The following is a 15120-nucleotide window of genomic DNA, read 5'->3' as shown; positions in this document are numbered from 1 at the left end:
TTTACATGATGCAAAGTAATGTCTTGAACATGAATCCCTTAGTAAAAATCGTTGTTACCCTTATCGGTGGCATGGCGGTTGGGCGTTATACGATGGGCATAATGTCGGACGTTTCATGGTTGGTGGTGGCTATTTTCGGATTGGGGATTGTTGGTCTTAGTAAACGAAATCGTTGGTTGCAGAGTGGGGGAGTATTGATTTCTGTGGCTGCTGTGGGAGGTTTGCTCATGATGCAAGCTGAAAAAAAGATGTTGCAAACCATTCCCGAAGGCGAAAAACTATACGATGCGGTGTTATTGTCTGAACCAGTGAAGCATGGAAAGGTCATCATGACCGATTTAGCAGTGCAGACCAACAACGGAAACATCAAAGTGAAAGCGTCAATTCTTTGCGACACGCTTACGGAACGCTATAAACGATTGCACGTAGGCGACGGTATTACGGCTTATTCAGCATTGGAAAAACCTATCAATTTTGCTGATTCACAGTTCGATTATGTCCGTTGGCTGCGCGCTCATGGCTACTATGCTAATACGTTTATTTATTATCGAAATTGGCAAAAAGCAGCAATCGACTTGTCGTTTCTGAGTTATGTAGACAGAACAATGATAGAATTGAAGCGCATCAAACGACAATGTGTGGAAACTTACACCCACGTTGGTCTCAGTGGAGAGGCTGCTGCGGTGGCAATAGCGATGACGTTGGGCGATAAAAGTTTGATAAATAAAGACTTAAAAGACGATTATTCCATTTCTGGAGCCAGCCATGTGTTGGCACTTTCGGGCTTGCATCTTGGCATTATTTACGTTTTTCTTATCTTTGCATTTAATCTTTGCAAAGGCATTCCTTACCTTTATGTGCTACATCGTTATCGGGTGGGCGAGTTGTTTGCCATGCTTTTCATTTGGATTTATGCCTTGTTGGTCGATTTTTCTCCCTCCGTAGTGCGCTCGGCCACCATGCTTACCATTTATTTCTTTGTTCGTTTGCTCAATCGGGATAAGTTTTCGCTCAACACTTTGGCATTGACGGCAATCATTATGTTGGTGGTTAATCCGCTGAACTTGTGGGATATAGGTTTCCAATTGTCGTTTATAGCTGTGCTTTTCATACTCCTTTTCTCTCCATTGATTTATGGAATAGTACCGAGAAAACGCTTACAAAGGTTTTGGATTTTGCGTTGGGTGTGGGGATTGGTAACTGTTTCGGTGGCTGCACAAATAGGAACTGCACCATTAGTAGCCTACTATTTTAGTCGGTTTAGTTGCTATTTTTTGCTTTCCAACTTCGTTGTTATCCCTTGTGCAACGCTCATTCTCTATGCTGCAGTATTGCTTTTCTTGTTCTCCTTTATCCCTGTTATACAAGCATTTATAGGTAATTTTATGCTTTTAACTATTCAATTTATGAACAATAGTTTGCATACCATCGCTCATTGGCAGGGGGCAAGCATAGAAAACTTACAACCTAATGAATTGCAAGTGGCTTTACTCTATTTCGTTATATTTTGTATCGGGTGGATATGGAGTTTTTTTGCCAATCGAAGCTATTTGAAATAAAAATCATTATCTTTGCAACCACTTATGCAAAGGTACTTTATAAAATTCTCATACGACGGAACCAACTATCATGGTTGGCAAATTCAACCCAACGGAATATCAGTTCAAGAAGTCTTAGAAAAGGCTTTATCAACGCTTTTGCGCACAAAAATGAGCGTAACAGGTGCTGGAAGAACAGATGCGGGGGTACATGCACGCTTAATGGTGGCACATTTCGATTGGGAAGCACCTATTAACGGACAACAATTGGCTTATAAATTGAACCGAATGTTGCCCCGTGATGTTTCGGTAATAAGCGTTGAGGCAGTTGAGAATGAACTTCATGCTCGTTTTTCAGCTACATCGCGCACTTACCATTACTATATGCATCATGGTCGCAACCCTTTTAGTCGTGCTTATTCCTGCGAAATGCCCTACGAATTAGACTTTGAACGTATGAACGAAGCAGCAAAATATTTGGTAGGTGAACGTGATTTTAAGTGTTTTTGCAAAGCTGGTGGCGATAATAAAACTACAATTTGTAACTTGACTGAGGCTGGTTGGCAGCGCTGTAATACAGAGATAGCGATTCATGAAGCCGAAAAAGCGGAAGAATGGTGTTTCGTTATTACTGCTAATCGTTTTCTTCGCAACATGGTTCGTGCCGTAGTTGGGACATTAGTAGAGGTGGGGCGTGGTCGTATTACGATTGATGAGTTTCGCAAAATAGTAGATAATGGTACGCGAAGCGATGCTGGAGAGAGCATGCCAGGCAATGCTTTGTTCCTTTGGGACGTAACTTATCCAAAGTAAAAAGTGAAGTGTAAGTACCAATTAGGAACTTGCATAATTAGCAGACCCTAGTTACTGACATTGCTTCGCCAATATCAATCCACAACGATGTTACCACTATTTACAACCTCAGCGGTATGAAAATATGGCAAGGTCAAACTGAAAAATATCAGCAAGTTTGGCAAACACTGCCTCGTGGCATTTATATTGTGAATGGAAATAAGGAATTATAAAAAACAAAAATCCCACTGCTACAAAATGTGAGCAGTGGGATTTAAGTGTTTACATTGCATATTCTTCGCCTTTGAGGAATACTCGGCGAATAATAGGTGTGGTGTAAGCGTAAGGAATAAAGTCGATTGAAGGGATTGGGTCGGTAATGTAGAAGTTGGCTACCTTACCTACGCTGATAGAACCATATTCTTCGCTTAATCCCATGGCGCAAGCAGAGTTAATTGTTGCTGCGTTAATGGCTTCAGCTGGCATCAAACGCATCTTGATACATGCTAAAGAAACTGCAAATTTCATGTCGCCCGATGGGGTAGAGCCTGGATTGTAGTCAGATGAAATTGCCATTGGTAAACCAGCATCAATCATCTTTCTACCTGGAGCAAAAGGCATATTAAGGAAGAAAGAAGTACCTGGTAATGCAGTTGGCATGGTTTCTGAATCTTTTAGCAACTCTATGTCGTGGTCGTCCATGGCTTCAAGGTGGTCTACAGAGAGTGCGTTACACTCAACGGCTACTTCAACACCGCCTGAAACAGCGAGTTCTTCGCCATGAATTTTACCACGAAGACCGTATTTTGCACCTGCTTGGAGCAAACGACGTGTTTCGTCAGGAGTAAAGAAACCTTCATCGCAGAATACATCAATGAACTCTGCAAGATTTTCTTTGGCTACTGCTGGCAACATATCGTTGATAATATGGTCTACATATTCAGCTTGACGACCAGCATATTCACGACCTACTGCGTGCGCACCAAGGAAATTGGCTACCACTTTTACAGGGGCTGTCTGTTTGATGCGGCGAATGACACGCAACATTTTTAGCTCGTCTTCAAGATTTAAGCCATAGCCACTCTTGATTTCCATTGCACCTGTTCCCTTGCGAATGACTTCATCGACACGCTTCATAGCTTGTTCGTAAAGTTCATCTTCGGTTAATTCGTGCAAACGGTCGGCTGAATTGAGGATACCACCACCACGTTTTGCGATTTCTGCATAGCTCAATCCACGAATTTTATCTACAAATTCGCCCTCACGGCTGCCTGCATAAACCACATGGGTGTGAGAATCGCAGAAAGAAGGCATTACTGTTCCGCCTTCAGCATCAACAACTAATGTATTTCTCTCAATTTGTGGCATATCAACACGTGAGCCGTATGACACAATTCGACCATCTTCAACGTATAAAAAAGCATTTTCAATGGTGTTTAGTTGTGCCATTTCAGCTCCTCGCAAGCATCGTTTACCTTCGTGTCCGATGCCTGCGAGAATGCCAATATTTGTGATTAAAAGTTTCATTTGCGGAGGAAATCTACTGACTTAGCGATGTGTGGAGCCATGAATTGGTCGTTTTCAACGAATGGTACCACCTTGCGATAAGCTTCGAAAATAGCTTCGATTGCTGGAGAAGACTTCAATGGACGGCGGAATTCAAGTGCCTGTGCTGCATTGAAAAGTTCGATAGCGAGTACACGCTCTGTATTCAGTACTACTTGATAGAGCTTTGTAGCTGCGTTCGCACCCATGCTGACGTGGTCTTCCTGTCCTTGTGAAGAAGGAATGCTGTCGGCAGAAGCAGGTGTACAGTACATTTTGCTTTGGCTTACGATAGAAGCTGCGGTATATTGTGGAATCATAAAACCGCTGTTTACGCCTGGTTTAGCTACTAAGAAACTTGGAAGGTCGCGTGTACCAGATACCAATTTATAGATACGGCGTTCTGAAATATTGCTCAATTCGCAAAGAGCGATAGCGAGAAAGTCCATTGGCTGAGCGATAGGTTCGCCATGGAAGTTACCAGCAGAGATAACCAAATCTTCGTCAGGACAAACAGTTGGGTTGTCAGTAGCTGCGTTTACTTCAATGTCAATTACTGATTTAACGTAACGGATAGTATCCTTTGAAGCACCATGAACCTGTGGCATACAACGGAAAGAGTAAGGGTCTTGTACGTTTACCTTAGGTTGCTTGATGAGTTCGCTACCTTCGAGCAATTCACGAATACGTGCTGCTGTTTCTATTTGACCTTGGTGAGGGCGAACAGCGTGTACTGCGTGTGTGAAAGGTTCTATTCTACCATCGTAAGCCTCTAAAGACATGGTACCAATCTTGTCTGCCCAGTCGCTCAAACGTTGAGCTTGGAGCAAGCACCAAACTGCAAATGAATTCATGTTTTGAGTACCATTGAGGAGCGCAAGACCTTCTTTAGAAACGAGTTGGATAGGTTGCCAGTTCATCTTCTTCAACATTTCTTCGCCTGAAATAACCTCGCCGTTCATTTCAACGCTACCAATGCCTAAGAGTGGCAAGCAGAGGTGAGCCAAAGGAACAAGGTCGCCAGATGCACCAAGTGAACCTTGCATGTAAACAACTGGGTAAATATCGTTGTTGAAGAAATCAATCAAACGTTCAACAGTTACCAATTGGCAACCTGAGAAACCATAGCTCAAAGATTGAATCTTGAGTAACAACATGATTTTAACGATTTCGTTAGGTACTCTATCACCTACACCACAAGCGTGAGACATCATCAAATTCTTTTGAAGGTCAGAGAGTTGTTGCTTGTCGATAGAGATTTTGCACAATGAACCGAAACCTGTTGTTACACCATAGATAGGTTTGTCTGAAGTTTCGATTTTCTTATCCAAATATTCACGGCAACGAACAATGCGATTACGAGCATCGTCAGAAAGTTCAAGCTTAATATTGTTGTCGATAATTTCGCCAATTCTTTCGATTGAAAGATGTTCGGCACTAATCTTATGTGTCATAATTTTATTTTAAAAGTTAACTTGTTATTAAATGAAAATTCACAGATAGAGTTTTGAAACCCTATCTGTGAATAAATTTTATTTATATGCTTCGTTGATAATATCGTCATCAACAAGGTTAGGCATAGTAACGCAAAGTCCTGGAGTACGCTCCATTTCACGTTTGATAGCGTCCATAGAACCCTCGTTGCGAGCCCAACTGCGACGAGAAATACCATTGTTTACGTCCCAAAGGAGCATTTGACGGATATGGCGTTCTGAGTCTTCGCCACCATCGATAACCATACCGAAACCACCGTTCATAACTTCTCCCCAGCCAACGCCACCACCGTTGTGGATAGAAACCCAAGTAGCACCACGGAAAGAGTCGCCAATAACGTTTTGAACCGCCATATCAGCGCAGAATTGAGAACCATCGTAGATATTACTTGTCTCACGGAATGGAGAATCAGTACCAGAAACATCGTGGTGGTCGCGACCTAAAACGATAGGACGGCTAATTTCGCCACGCTTAATAGCTTCATTGAAAGCCAAAGCTATCTTTGTACGACCTTCAGAATCAGCGTAAAGAATACGAGCTTGAGAGCCTACAACGAGTTTATTCTTACCTGCTTCCTTAATCCAATGGATATTATCGTCCATTTGTCCAACAATATCTGGAGTAGAAACCTTACGCAAATCTTCGAGAACTTCGGCTGCAATGCGGTCTGTTGTTTCCAAATCTTTAGGGTCGCCTGATGTACATACCCAACGGAAAGGACCAAAGCCATAGTCGAAGAACATAGGACCCATGATGTCTTGAACGTATGAAGGATAACGGAATTTGCTGTTTTCGCCCATAATATCAGCACCAGCACGACTTGATTCCAAAAGGAAAGCGTTACCATAGTCGAAGAAATACATACCATTAGCGGTAAGTTTGTTGATTGCTGCAACCTGACGACGCAAAGATTCTTGTACCTTTTCTTTGAACTTTTCTGGTTCTTCAGCCATCATGCGCTTGCTTTCTTCCAATGAAACGCCTACAGGATAGTAACCACCAGCCCATGGATTATGGAGCGATGTTTGGTCAGAACCAAGGTCTACACGGATATTTTCTTCAGCCAAACGTTCCCAAAGGTCTACTACATTACCAACGTAAGCCATTGAAACAACACGTTTTTCTTCCACTGCCTTGCGGATAGCAGGTATCAATTCGTCAAGACTTTCGTGCAATTCGTCTACCCAACCTTGGTCATAACGCTTGCGAGCAGCCAATGGATTGATTTCTGCTGTTACGCTAACAACGCCTGCAATGTTACCAGCCTTTGGTTGTGCGCCTGACATACCGCCAAGACCAGCAGTAACAAAGAGTTTCATATTGTCGCCACCTACCTTACGAGCAGCGTTCAAAACGGTAATAGTTGTTCCGTGAACGATGCCTTGAGGACCGATGTACATGTAAGAACCAGCTGTCATCTGACCATACTGGCTCACACCCAATGCGTTAAAACGTTCCCAATCGTCTGGTTTTGAATAGTTAGGGATAACCATACCATTTGTTACAACCACGCGTGGAGCATTTTTATGAGATGGGAAAAGACCAAGAGGGTGTCCAGAATACATCACGAGGGTTTGCTCATCGGTCATTTCGCTTAAATATTTCATAACCAAGCGATATTGCGCCCAGTTTTGGAACACAGCACCATTACCGCCGTATGTAATCAATTCGTGTGGGTGTTGAGCCACAGCTTTGTCCAAGTTGTTTTGAATCATCATCATGATGGCAGCAGCTTGTTGCGAATTGTGTGGATACTCATCGATTGGACGTGCATACATTTCGTATGTAGGGCGGAAGCGATACATATAAATGCGTCCGTAGGTTTCTAATTCTTTAGCAAATTCAGGTGCTAAAGTAGCGTGGAATTTCTTTGGGAAATAGCGCAAAGCATTGCGAAGAGCCAATTTTTTTTCTTCGTCAGTAAGTATTTCCTTACGCTTTGGCGCATGGTTAATGTTTGGGTCGTATGCCTGTACTTCAGGTAATGTGTCAGGTATTCCTGCACGGATATCTGCAATAAATTGTTCTTTAGTCATTTTGCATTGTTTTTATATTCATCAAAGAAATCGAAAGGAGTTAGAGAAGTTTTGTTTCCACCTATTATATTAAGGTGTAAAAGTAAACAATCTTTTCTAAAAAACTCCTTTAACTTCTTCGAAACTTGTTTTATAATTTTGCTTCTACAATCTTCATGATTTCTGCTTCAAGCTCATTAGCTTCCTTAATGAGTTCGTTAGCCTCGCCAACAAGTTTGTCTGCTGTTTCACGGTCTTTCAATCCTGAGGCGTTAATCTTAACGTTTAAGCCTGCACCCAAGACTGCTGCACGAGCTGCCAACACGCCAACACCAGCGTCAGAAACACTATTTGGATTGCCTTCCTCTGCCATTGCCTTGCAAAGTTCAAACACTTTGAACGATGCTTGCATAGTGTGGAGAGGAACTTGAGTAGCAAACAAAGTTGCAGCTTGTATCGCAGCAGAGCGAGCAGCCTTTTCTTCGTCTGTTCCCTTTGGCAAACCGAAGGCTTCCATAATGCGGTTGAACGCTTCGGTATCCTCATCAACGAGATTCATCAATTCTGATTGAATCTTCTGACCCTTGTCTGCCCAGTTGCTAAACTCTTCCCAACGAGCGTCCCAACCTGCCTTATGGCTTGAAAGATTGGCTACCATTGTGCCGAGCGCAGCACCTAAAGCACCCATATAAGCAGAGATTGTACCACCACCAGGAGCTGGAGATTCGCGTGAAGTTTCGTCTGCAAAGCCTTTAACAGTAAGGTCTATGAGTTTAGCACTCTTATCTTCGTCTTCTAAAAGATATTCAATTACTTTTTCACGTGGGTTAAATTCTTTCAAATCGTCTAAGCCCATAGACTTGATAGCGATTTGTAAAATATCTTCTTCTGGGATACCTGTTGAGCGATTTTGCTTTCTCAAGAAGTATTTACCAGCATCTATCAAAGTGCGTTTTGGTATCAAACCAACGATTTCTGTACCTGTTACTCGAATGCCACGATTGGTAGCGCAACGACAAACTTCGTCGAAAGCAATGTGCAATGGAGTTTCGTTAATGTTGGTAATGTTCATAGAAACCTGTGCAATACCGTATTCATCGATGAACCAACCGATAGCCTTTGTACCCTTTAAGGTGCCAGGAATCATAATTGTTTTGCCGTTTTCGTCCTTCATTGGTTTGCCTACTGGAGAACCACCTTCACGTTGTGGACGACCTTTTTCGCGTACATCGAACGCAATAGCATTAGCACGGCGAGTAGAAGTTGTGTTCAAATTGAAGTTTGTAGCAATCAAGAAATCGCGTGCGCCAACGGCTGTACAACCTGTGCGAGCAACACCTTCGTCCCAAGCACGTGCACCAAAGTCAGGTGCTTCAGCCTCAATAGTCATTCTTTCTTGCAATCCTTCGTATTCGCCCTTACGGCAAATAGCGAGGTTACGGCGTTCTGGAGTTCTTGCAGCAGCCTCGTAGCAATAGCAAGGAACTTGCAATTCTGTTGCAATACGTTCAGCCAATTTGCGTGCCAACTCTGCACATTCTTCCAATGTAATACCTGAAACAGGGATTAATGGGCATACGTCAGTTGCGCCCATACGTGGGTGTGCGCCATGATGTTGGCGCATATCAATGAGTTGAGCAGCTTTCTTTACACAACGGAAAGCAGCTTCTACAACAACGTCTGGAGTGCCAACAAATGTTATAACAGTGCGGTTTGTAGCTTCTCCTGGGTCTACGTCCAAAAGTTTAACACCTTTTACTGCTTCAATTTCGTCGGTAACTTGTTTAATAACTTCTTTGTTTCGTCCCTCACTGATGTTAGGGACACACTCAACGATTTGTTTTTCTTGTACCATTTTTATTATTTAATATTAAATTTTAGGCAATAGTTTCTTTACGGTGTAAAAGTAAGAAATACGTTGCAATCTACAAAATATTTCTCCTTAAACTATTCAAAAAAGTCTTTTTTTTACCGCAATCTGGTTGTTTCGTATCTCAAAATTTGTTTTAAATAGGTTTATTGTTTCGTGTTAATTCGTAACTTGACGATGTTTAGTTTCTTTTTATTTCTTGTTTTAGGGGTCTAACATTGTGTTTGTATAATGCTGGTAATGAAGAATAGTTTTTTAGCTCGATAGGAATTAAAACTATGTGGCATAAAGACTTATATTCATGAGAAGAATTGTTCTAAATTCGTGTTCTTAATAACTAAAAAATGCTCCTAATTGGAATTTGTTTTGTAATCATTTGATTATTAGCTTGTTATGTCATTCTTGTACTTCTGCTTTTTAAAAACCATTGTTTCGCTCAAAAAAAGAGCCTATTTCGGGGCTCAAAATAGGCTCTTTTTTAGTTCTATACAATAGGTTTTATTTTCAAATATATAATTTAACTTCCTTCAAATACGAAAATTGTTCTATTTTTCCATACTTTTCCGAAGAGAATGAACTTTAATATTTCAGACAAACAGCATAGGACTAAACTATTTTTTATATTTTTCAAGTGGTATATAACATTTTTTTATTATATTTGCAACAGAACAATGTCATACGTTTCAGCGGATTTGACAATAAAACGCACGCAAAATGAAGCACTTTAGTCTTACCATATTAGCATTTTTATATGCCTTTACAATGTTTGGACAAGAGATTCAAACATTCCAATTGACGAACGATATGGGTATGAAAGCCGTAGTTACTAATTACGGAGCACGCCTAATGTCGCTCTATGCTTACAATTGGAACGGTCGTTTGGAACCTGTTGTGAAAGGTTATCAACATGTTTCTGACTACAAAGATAACCCTACGCTGGGAGCAACTGTTATGAGTTTTGACGGAAAAGTAAACAATACTTTGTCGGAAAAGGTTTGGGACGTGGTTGTTGCTGATAAGCAATCGGTTACGTTTCGTTATATAGCAGAAGGGGAGGAAGGGAAATTTGACGGGAAAATGAACTTTACAGTTACTTATACCTTGTCTGACCAAAATGCTTTGGACATTGATTATCGTATGATATCGACTGCGCCTACGCAATTTAAACTATCAAACGGAATTGTTTTTAATCTTTCAGGCGACTTAGAACGCTCCATTTTGAATCAAAACTTATGGATTAATTCGTGTAAAACAAATTTATTTAACGACAAATTTGAACTTACTGGCGAACAAGAAAATGTAAGATTTACACCATTAAATTTCATTCAGCCACGAGAAATAGGGGAACGAATAGGGGAATTGGAAGATGGTTATAATCATGCTTTCCAATTGCGTTACCCTTCAAATATACAGAAACCTGCTGCCATCTTGTTTGATGCACAAAGTGGAAGAGTGATGACTATTTACACGTATGAACCGACATTATTGGTCAATTCGTATGGTAAAAAAAGCAAAGGAATATCGTTTCAACCTTTGCATACGGGATATGATGAAAATAAAGAAAGAATTAATACAAATATAAACCCAGGTCAAGTTTTTCATGCAGCAACAGTTTTTATCTTTACAACTGATCCACCATTGATAATGAAGACTGCTGTGGAAAAATAAAACCTATAAATTTATCGTTTAATACTAATGAAACATCTTAAATTTTCATTCATTGCAGTAATCATTGTAATGCTATTTTCATCGTGTGGAAAGGAAATTTTGGACGAAAACCCAGATGAACCTCTTAAAAAAGGTAAGAAAAAACAAGTGTCATTGGTTATCAATGAAGATATAACCGTGTCTGAAATGTCTTTGTTTGTCCCTAAATCTCGAGCTGTAAAACAGAAATTGTATGCAGTAAATGTTTTTCAAAAGAAGCCTGGGCAGGCTGAGTTTAGTAAGTTTGCTTACGGTTTATTCGATGATAGTTCAAAGATGAATATTGTTTTGGACGAAGAAAATACATATTCATTTGAATGTTTGATAGTTGAGGAAGGCGAAGATGCAGTGTTTAATAGTACTGAAGGCTACATGGCACCATTCTTAAAAGGTACGAAAATGATTCCTACAAAACTTGAAAACAAATTTGTGAAATCATCATCAGTAAACTTTTCGAATCTTTCAGGGGTGCAAACTCAAATCTCAGAAGCCCAAAAAGTGTGGAGTCCTCGCATGATAAAGCAATATGGGAAATCAGAAGAATTTGCACCAAAGACTGCCGATAAAGTTAAATTGGCAACCAAATGTACAGTCTTTGGAGTGCGTTTGGTGGTTGCTCCGCCCGAAGAAGGAACGTTGGAGGTAACATTCTTGGAGGATTATGTCCTTACGATTACTTCTAAAGACCCAAAATATGACCATGCATCCATCTATTCTTTTGCAACTTTGGAGAAAGCTATTGAAGAAGGCTACAATGGGAAGTTCTACTTTATATTGAAGTGGACAAAGGCTGACGGTACTATAAAAACGGAAAATCGTACGATAGTGATGAAGCGAAACGTAATGACAAAGGTCAATATTGAGGTAAAAAATCCTGACCCAAAGGCTTTTTCTATCATTGAAGACAGTGCTGAAATGTCGGAGGAAACCATAGATTGGATATTCAAAGGATAGTGTTTTACTTTACATTTAGAAGGGAAATGTAAAGATTAGGCATCTTAATGATAAAAATATAGGCTCTTTTGATTGCGCAAAAGAGCCTATATTTTCTTGTAATCTATCTTAAAAATTCCACCAATGTTTCTTTCTTTTGGGCTCTTGGTCTTGAAGATTGTGCAAACCATAACCCATACTTTCCCATGTGGTATGGTTTTTAATCATTTGATAGATAGTCCCCCAATCGGGAAGACCGCCTAAATTTCTATCATCAATGAACATTTCAACTTTTAATTTGCGTGAGAAATTATTGTTTTTATGTTCTTCTTCTTCAGGATAGTCCCTATTGATTGCCCAAAAATCAACACCACGCTCATGACACCAGTCTACTGCTTCTTGTAAAAGGTCGCCTTCGCGGACGCTCCACAAGATGAGTTGATGACCATCTTTTATCAATTCTTTTAATGTTTCTGTAGCAAATGGAATCTCATTTCCTATCTTTGGGTATCTGTGTTCGACGATTGTACCATCGAAATCAACTGCAATTACCATGTTATCTTATCCTTGTAAATAAATTAAAATGCTGCTTGTAAAAAAATAATTTGTTATTGAGAAAAGCGGAATATGTTATTAAGAAAATAATGAAGTCGTTTATAAAATAAAAAATAGGAAGTGTGGTAATGTAAATATCCCCCACTTCCTATCTTATATTTCTTTTATCGTTTTATGGATTTATCATTCTTATTGCCATAGTGGCTATTTGAGTAATTTCCATAGTTCCCGTAAGAACCATATTTCCCATATTTTCCGTAACCATAGCGCCCATATTTTCCATATTTTCCGTAGCCATAGTAGTAGCCATACTTCTTCTTCGACATATCAACACCATTGAGAACAATATTCATCTTAGGCAGTTTCTTTTCTTCTGCAAGTGTATTAATCATATCGAATGATGACTTTAATGTGTAATCGGCGCGGCATATATAAACTGTTGCATCAACAATTCTACCTAATTGGAGTGTGTCTGTAACCAATCCAACAGGGGCTGTATCAACAAGAATGTAGTCATATTCTGACCGCAAAAGCTCAAATACAGTGTTCAATGATTGGCGTGCAATCAATTCTGCTGGGTTTGGAGGAATAGGACCTGCCATTAACAAATCCAAATTGCTATTTATACCTGATGGAAGGATTTGCTCTCGCAAGTCTTCTACTGTTGGTTCATTCTTTAATAACAAGTTCGTTATACCATGTTTGTGGTCATTTATCTTAAATTGCTCTGCCAAACGTGGACGACGAATATCCAATCCTACAAGGATAGCCTTTTTGCCTAAAAGTGCGAAACTTACTGCAAGATTGGCAGCTGCAAAGGTTTTTCCCTCACCAGAGGTAGATGATGTAAAGAGAATAACCTTTTGTCCTTCCGTTAATACAAACTGAATATTGGTACGCATTGCACGGAAAATCTCTTCCATTTGGTTGTTTTGATTTTCGTGAACAACGATATCTGCTTTACCTTTTGCTGCTTCATTTGCAACAGGAACGTCTGCAATGATAGGTAGTGTCGTAAGTCTTGCAACATCATCGTGCCCTTCAATCTTATAGCGAAGTAATTGAATGAGGAGCAAAATAAGTGCTGGTAAGGATAAACCTATAATCAAACCGATGAGATAAATGAGGTTTTGGTTAGGGCTAACCTGTCCTGCAAACTGAGGTTCATCTATCAATTTACCTTTATCTACGATAGCTGCCAATGAAATATTGTTTTCTTCACGCTTTTGAAGCAGCATCAAATACAAGCCAGAACGGACTTCTTGTTCTCTTCCAATCGATTGTAACATTCGTTCTTGGAGAGGAGCTTCTGTTACTTCATTGTTGTATTTTGTGAATTGACCAGCAATTGCATTGCGTTGAATTTCTAAGTTTTTGCGAGCTGTTTCAATCGCACGTCGAATATTTACGTTTAGGTTTTTTATCTGGTCAGTTAGTGGTGCAACTACTGGAGAATTAATAGATGCACTGCGAAGGAGTCTGTTTCTCTCTAAAACGAGTTCGTTATATTTGTTAATAAGGCTTGATGCGGTGGCATCAGACAAGCCAATGTTTGAAGGAATAACCTGAGTTAGGTCTCTTGCAGAAGTTTTTATTTCAGAAGCAATGCTGTTGAATAACTCTATTTGAGTTTCAATATCAGCCATTTTTTGTTCTGAAGCATTTTGATTAGAGAAACTATTTGAGGCATTTATTTGTTGCTCAATTACTCCATTTTGTTGCTTATAATTTTGAATTTTTCCTTCAGTTTCTCCTAATTCTTTACTGATTTTATCCAAACGAGTATTAATAAAGCGGTCAGTACGGAGTGCAATTGTATTTTTGTCTTCGTTCGCTTGACGGTTGTAAACAATGACGAGTTGTTTTAAATAGTCAATGCTGCGATCAGGAATCTCATCTATAATGGTGAGTTGAGCAATGCTTGTTCCCTTTGCATATGAGTTGACTGTCAGTGAATTGACATACTTATCGCAAGCCATTTTAGGAGAGTATATGACAACATTCAATTCTTCTCCCTTTCTCATTAATTTTCCTTCGTTTGAAGTAATGGTGATAGCTCCAGCACGAGTGAGAATAGTTTGTGGCAAAGATGAGATGGTACGATTTATTGAATATGGTCCTTGCGAACTTCTTTCTCCCGTAGGAACAGAATAAGAACCTGATATTTTGTAAGTCATACTATCACGTTTGATATTCAAAGTGATTGGGCTATTGATTCGCTCTAAGTGTTCTTTGTCAATATCAACGTTTAGAGGTTGGTTGCCATAATAGGTAATTTCTTTTACTCTTCCTTTTGTAGAATAATTTACATAGAGTTTTAAATCTCGCACGGCATCTTGTGAAACGGAACGTGATTTGATAATTTCCATTTCATTATCTATACCTGCAGAGTTTGACATAATGCCAAGGTTTGTGGCATTTGCGATGGATTGTCTTTTATTATTTTCTTGGTCTTTGATGAGCAGTTTTGCTATTGTTTGATACGTTGGTGTCGTGTAGCGCAAATAGATAGCAGCTAAGCCCATACAAATGATGGTTGATAAGATAAACCAATACCAATTAAGGATTATTGTACGAATAATTAGCTGAAAATTTATAGATGATTTTTCAGCCTTTTCCTGTCCGTAATCCTTGTCTACATTCTTATTTTCTTCCATTATAAAATCGTGTA

At 39.7% G+C, this 15120-nt stretch carries 10 protein-coding genes; 4 read left to right on the top strand and 6 right to left on the bottom strand.

Annotation, left to right across the window (positions count from 1 at the left end):
- Window positions 1–5 precede the first annotated feature (5 nt).
- Window positions 6–1559, top strand: coding sequence for a ComEC/Rec2 family competence protein (locus tag DYI03_RS06810; protein ID WP_021669391.1), 1554 nt, complete (start codon window positions 6–8; stop codon window positions 1557–1559).
- 24 nt (window positions 1560–1583) lie between these two features.
- Window positions 1584–2351 (top strand): tRNA pseudouridine(38-40) synthase TruA, encoded by a 768-nt coding sequence (gene truA, locus DYI03_RS06805; protein WP_021669390.1) that lies wholly within the window; start codon window positions 1584–1586, stop codon window positions 2349–2351.
- Window positions 2352–2612: 261 nt separating this feature from the next.
- Here truA and hutI read toward each other — a convergent pair whose 3' ends face one another.
- From hutI to ftcD, 4 genes are all read right to left on the bottom strand, one after another.
- Window positions 2613–3857 (bottom strand): imidazolonepropionase, encoded by a 1245-nt coding sequence (gene hutI, locus DYI03_RS06800; protein WP_021669388.1) that lies wholly within the window; start codon window positions 3855–3857, stop codon window positions 2613–2615.
- The gene (hutH, locus tag DYI03_RS06795; RefSeq protein ID WP_021669387.1) at window positions 3854–5329 is read right to left on the bottom strand and encodes a histidine ammonia-lyase; all 1476 of its coding nucleotides are present in this window, start codon (window positions 5327–5329) and stop codon (window positions 3854–3856) included. The genes hutI and hutH overlap by 4 nt, the downstream gene beginning before the upstream one ends.
- Before the next feature lie 78 nt (window positions 5330–5407).
- Window positions 5408–7405: a urocanate hydratase gene (locus DYI03_RS06790; RefSeq protein ID WP_021669386.1), complete on the bottom strand. Its 1998-nt coding sequence runs from the start codon at window positions 7403–7405 to the stop codon at window positions 5408–5410.
- Window positions 7406–7535: 130 nt separating this feature from the next.
- Window positions 7536–9239 (bottom strand): glutamate formimidoyltransferase, encoded by a 1704-nt coding sequence (gene ftcD, locus DYI03_RS06785; protein ID WP_021669385.1) that lies wholly within the window; start codon window positions 9237–9239, stop codon window positions 7536–7538.
- Window positions 9240–9968: 729 nt separating this feature from the next.
- Between ftcD and DYI03_RS06780 the strand changes: the two genes are divergently transcribed.
- Both DYI03_RS06780 and DYI03_RS06775 read left to right on the top strand, forming a co-directional pair.
- Window positions 9969–10922, top strand: a complete 954-nt coding sequence (locus tag DYI03_RS06780; RefSeq protein WP_021669383.1) for an aldose epimerase family protein — start codon at window positions 9969–9971, stop codon at window positions 10920–10922.
- Window positions 10923–10949: 27 nt separating this feature from the next.
- Window positions 10950–11915, top strand: coding sequence for a hypothetical protein (locus DYI03_RS06775; protein WP_021669382.1), 966 nt, complete (start codon window positions 10950–10952; stop codon window positions 11913–11915).
- A gap of 108 nt (window positions 11916–12023) precedes the next feature.
- Here the strand turns inward: DYI03_RS06775 and DYI03_RS06770 are convergent, their stop codons facing one another.
- Both DYI03_RS06770 and DYI03_RS06765 read right to left on the bottom strand, forming a co-directional pair.
- On the bottom strand, window positions 12024–12449 hold the full coding sequence (locus DYI03_RS06770) for a BT0820 family HAD-type phosphatase (RefSeq protein WP_004358083.1): 426 nt from the start codon (window positions 12447–12449) through the stop codon (window positions 12024–12026).
- 164 nt (window positions 12450–12613) lie between these two features.
- Window positions 12614–15106, bottom strand: coding sequence for a GumC family protein (locus tag DYI03_RS06765; protein WP_021669380.1), 2493 nt, complete (start codon window positions 15104–15106; stop codon window positions 12614–12616).
- Window positions 15107–15120: the final 14 nt, after the last annotated feature.

The sequence above is a fragment of the Prevotella disiens genome, from assembly GCF_900454955.1.
Lineage (GTDB): Bacteria > Bacteroidota > Bacteroidia > Bacteroidales > Bacteroidaceae > Prevotella > Prevotella disiens.
The sequence above is the reverse complement of the archived record's forward strand: the minus strand, read 5'-3'. Positions and strand labels throughout refer to the sequence as shown.

Excerpts from the sequence above, each read along its gene's own strand:
- DYI03_RS06810 (WP_021669391.1), top strand. The coding sequence starts at position 6 with ATGATGCAAAGTAATGTCTTGAACATGAATCCCTTAGTAAAAATCGTT.
- truA (WP_021669390.1), top strand. The coding sequence starts at position 1,584 with ATGCAAAGGTACTTTATAAAATTCTCATACGACGGAACCAACTATCAT.
- hutI (WP_021669388.1), bottom strand. The coding sequence starts at position 3,857 with ATGAAACTTTTAATCACAAATATTGGCATTCTCGCAGGCATCGGACAC.
- hutH (WP_021669387.1), bottom strand. The coding sequence starts at position 5,329 with ATGACACATAAGATTAGTGCCGAACATCTTTCAATCGAAAGAATTGGC.
- DYI03_RS06790 (WP_021669386.1), bottom strand. The coding sequence starts at position 7,405 with ATGACTAAAGAACAATTTATTGCAGATATCCGTGCAGGAATACCTGAC.
- ftcD (WP_021669385.1), bottom strand. The coding sequence starts at position 9,239 with ATGGTACAAGAAAAACAAATCGTTGAGTGTGTCCCTAACATCAGTGAG.
- DYI03_RS06780 (WP_021669383.1), top strand. The coding sequence starts at position 9,969 with ATGAAGCACTTTAGTCTTACCATATTAGCATTTTTATATGCCTTTACA.
- DYI03_RS06775 (WP_021669382.1), top strand. The coding sequence starts at position 10,950 with ATGAAACATCTTAAATTTTCATTCATTGCAGTAATCATTGTAATGCTA.
- DYI03_RS06770 (WP_004358083.1), bottom strand. The coding sequence starts at position 12,449 with ATGGTAATTGCAGTTGATTTCGATGGTACAATCGTCGAACACAGATAC.
- DYI03_RS06765 (WP_021669380.1), bottom strand. The coding sequence starts at position 15,106 with ATGGAAGAAAATAAGAATGTAGACAAGGATTACGGACAGGAAAAGGCT.